General features: G+C 41.8%; 3 protein-coding genes. All 3 read right to left on the reverse strand.

Going from position 1 to position 3,079, the window contains the following annotated elements:
- The coding region (locus VF500_RS09230) for a hypothetical protein (protein WP_330859401.1) at positions 1-1,230 on the reverse strand (1,230 nt) is incomplete at its 3' end.
- Between the two features lie 389 nt (positions 1,231-1,619).
- Complete coding sequence (locus tag VF500_RS09235; protein ID WP_330859402.1) at positions 1,620-2,531, reverse strand: WD40 repeat domain-containing protein; 912 nt, start codon at positions 2,529-2,531, stop codon at positions 1,620-1,622.
- A gap of 115 nt (positions 2,532-2,646) precedes the next feature.
- A partial coding sequence (gene hisIE, locus VF500_RS09240) for a bifunctional phosphoribosyl-AMP cyclohydrolase/phosphoribosyl-ATP diphosphatase HisIE (protein ID WP_330859403.1) occupies positions 2,647-3,079 on the reverse strand: 433 nt, incomplete at its 5' end.

The following is a 3,079-nucleotide window of genomic DNA, read 5'->3' on the forward strand; positions in this document are numbered from 1 at the left end:
CGAGTTTAATGTGAGTACACCGCCTGCTGCTAAAGTAGCTGTGCCACCCATGGTAAGGATACCAGAGGAGGAAACTGCGAATTTTCCTGAACCTGACATCGTTTTTGTTCCGCTGTTCTGTACAAAAACATTTTTAAACAACACTCCGTTGCCCGCGTCCGATCCGGCATCGCTGAGTGATTGCGTTACCCCCTTAAAGATAACGTTAGGATTGTTAGTTACCGCATCAACCTTGCCCGACGTTGACGCTGAGCTCCAGTCACCGTAAACAGTTAGATCGCCCGAGTTTATTGTTTTTGTACCGGTTGCCGAAAAATTTAAATTTTGATAGGCGGTTGGGGTAATATCGAGCTGGGTGGTACTTTCGGTGTATACGGCTTGGCTGCTGCCCGCATATTCAACCGTGCAGGTTCCTGAGCCGCCACCATTGTTATAAAAGTCTATTGATCCCGCATTACTGGTTGATTTAATAGGGGCAGCATTGGTTAACACTAAACGGGGGGTAAGCGTTGAGCCTGAAGGTACATCTATAGTGAACGTGGCAGTTGCCGATGAAAGCAGCGAAATATTTAATATTCCTCCCGAAGCCGCAGAAGTGTTGGTGTAAATTTGCCCGCCAATGGTTGTAGTACCACCGCGCAGATAGAATGCGGAATTATTTATTTGTAAAAGAGTTAATATTATTACAACTGAGTTAGAAGTACCGTAAATACTTAGATCGCCATTGATTTGAAGTGAACTAATAGTTGATACAAGATTAACCTGATTGGTAGTAATAGCTCCTACGCTTAAAAAAGTAGTGCTACCAACCTGCATTGAACCGCATGTTATAGAGCCTGTACCGGCAAGTGTTGTGGTAATTGTACCACCAAGCCCAAGTAGTGATATTGCAGGAGGATTTTGCAAAATCGCCCCGCTTACCGATAACGTACCGTTTACTGTTAAGGTTATTGATGATGTTGCAGTACCGAAAGTAATTGATGCGCATGATGTACTTGCGCTGCTTGTACTGGTGGTTATGGTTGGCGCGTTGGTAAATGATACCACACCTATCTGCAAAGCATCACTTGAAAGAGGGGTTGTTCTGCTTGGGCTCCAGTTTGTGGGAGTATCCCAGGCTGTACTGCTGCCTCCCTTCCAGTCATAAGTGGCTGCTGCGTAGGTGCTGTTTGTTAACAGGCCTGTGGTGAATAAGAATGTAATAATAAAGATGATAAGTTTTGGCCTCATAACTATACTTATTCATACTATTTTTTATATTCTTAAAAGCTATGATTGAAATTTAGGTTGCTTTTATGAACTCGAGTATTGAGTGTGTAATTACGAGTGTTTGGCTATAAATGTTGTTTTGTTTTTTGCAATGAATAAAATGAATAAACAAAATAGGAATGAATGGACTGGAGTTATAGGGTATTAAATTAATAGCTTTTGTGTCAAAAATACACTGTTTAATATTATTGTTTTATACGCTTGTTTGGAAAGGTGCTCATGATATTGCTACATAAAGCCTCCTGTACTGTTTTTAACAGAAATGGAAAAGAACAGACAGAGAAAGAAATAATTTGATAGCTTGTTGCCGGTAAACAGGTAAATAAGAAAAGTTCCGAAAAATGTGGCTATTAGCTAAATTTGATCTCCCAGGAAATGATCTTTTTATCGTCACTTACTGAAAGTAGTTGATCAGCGGCACCCCATGCCAATTTATTGATTGAGAGCACATGGCCTGGGTAGCCTTTTTCCCTGCTGATATTTTTGTAAAGCTTAAAATCATCAGATCCCCAGATCTTGATACTTTTATCCATACTCGCAGTGGCAAAATAGGGCAGGGTAGGGTGAAATACAATATGGTTTACCGCAAACAGATGGGCCGGAATATTTTTTGTTTCGTGATAGGTATTTGCGTCCCAGATCTTTACCTGCGCGTCACGTGAGCCTGATGCAAGGTGATTTCCATCCGGGCTGTATGCAAGCGAAAAAATAGCCATAGTATGCCCGTGAAGGGCTTTAATGATGGTGTAATCTTCAAGGTCGTAAATGGCGATATGATTATCGCGGCAACCGAAAGCCACCTGTTTTTGATCGGGCGAAACAGCAATGCAGCGTACGGTATCCTTTGATACTGTTATACCATGTACCATCTCAAGTGTTTTAAGGCTCCATACTGATACTGTACCATCTTCCGAAGCGATCAGTAATTCATCTTTTTTAACCGACGATTTGATGTCAAAAATGGCCTTTCGGTGATGCCTTAACGGTTTGAGTAGTTTCTGCTGAATAAAATCAAATACCAGAACCTCGCCGCTGCGTAAACCGGCAAACATTAGCGGATATCCCTCCGGACAATGAATTGCATAAATGGATGCATTAACCGGAAACATTACCTTAATGAACGAAAAATCATTCAGCCCCCACTCAACCAACCCTTTATCATTACCACCTGTAAACAATATTCCCGGCTTTTGCGAAAGCTCAAGCGTGAATATCGGGTTGGAATGGCCTGTAAGCTCGGCTGTTTTTTGTGCAGTGATCATTATTCAGTTTGCAGTTTGCATTTTTCGGTTTGCAGTTTGCTTGTTCAGTTAGCAGGGATTGATTTTCTGTTTGATTCTTCAACTGCCCACTGCAAACTAAAGACTGCAAGCCAATTTACTTATGCCTCGATTCTAAGTTTTTAGCAATAGTTTCCAATGTTAAGCCTTTTTCGCGAAGCAGAACCAATAGATGGAAAACCAGGTCCGACGATTCATTGATCAGGTCGGTTTCAGTTTCGGCAAGGGCTGCTATTACCGTTTCAACGCCTTCTTCACCAACTTTCTGAGCTATTTTATTGAGGCCTTTATTGCGAAGCTTGTTCACATACGATCCTTCTACTGGATTTGTATACCTGTCGGCAATGATGTTTTCCAGCTCCAGTATAAAGTTTTGATTAAATTCGGTATTGAAGCAGCTGCGTGAGCCTGTATGACAGGTAGGGCCATCGGCTTTGACCTTAATAAGCAGGGTATCGTTATCGCAGTCAATGCTGATGTTTTTTACATGCAGAAAGTTGCTGCTGGTTTCGCCTTTGGTCCACAGTCGT

This window comes from Mucilaginibacter sp., from assembly GCF_036383575.1.
Lineage (GTDB): Bacteria > Bacteroidota > Bacteroidia > Sphingobacteriales > Sphingobacteriaceae > Mucilaginibacter.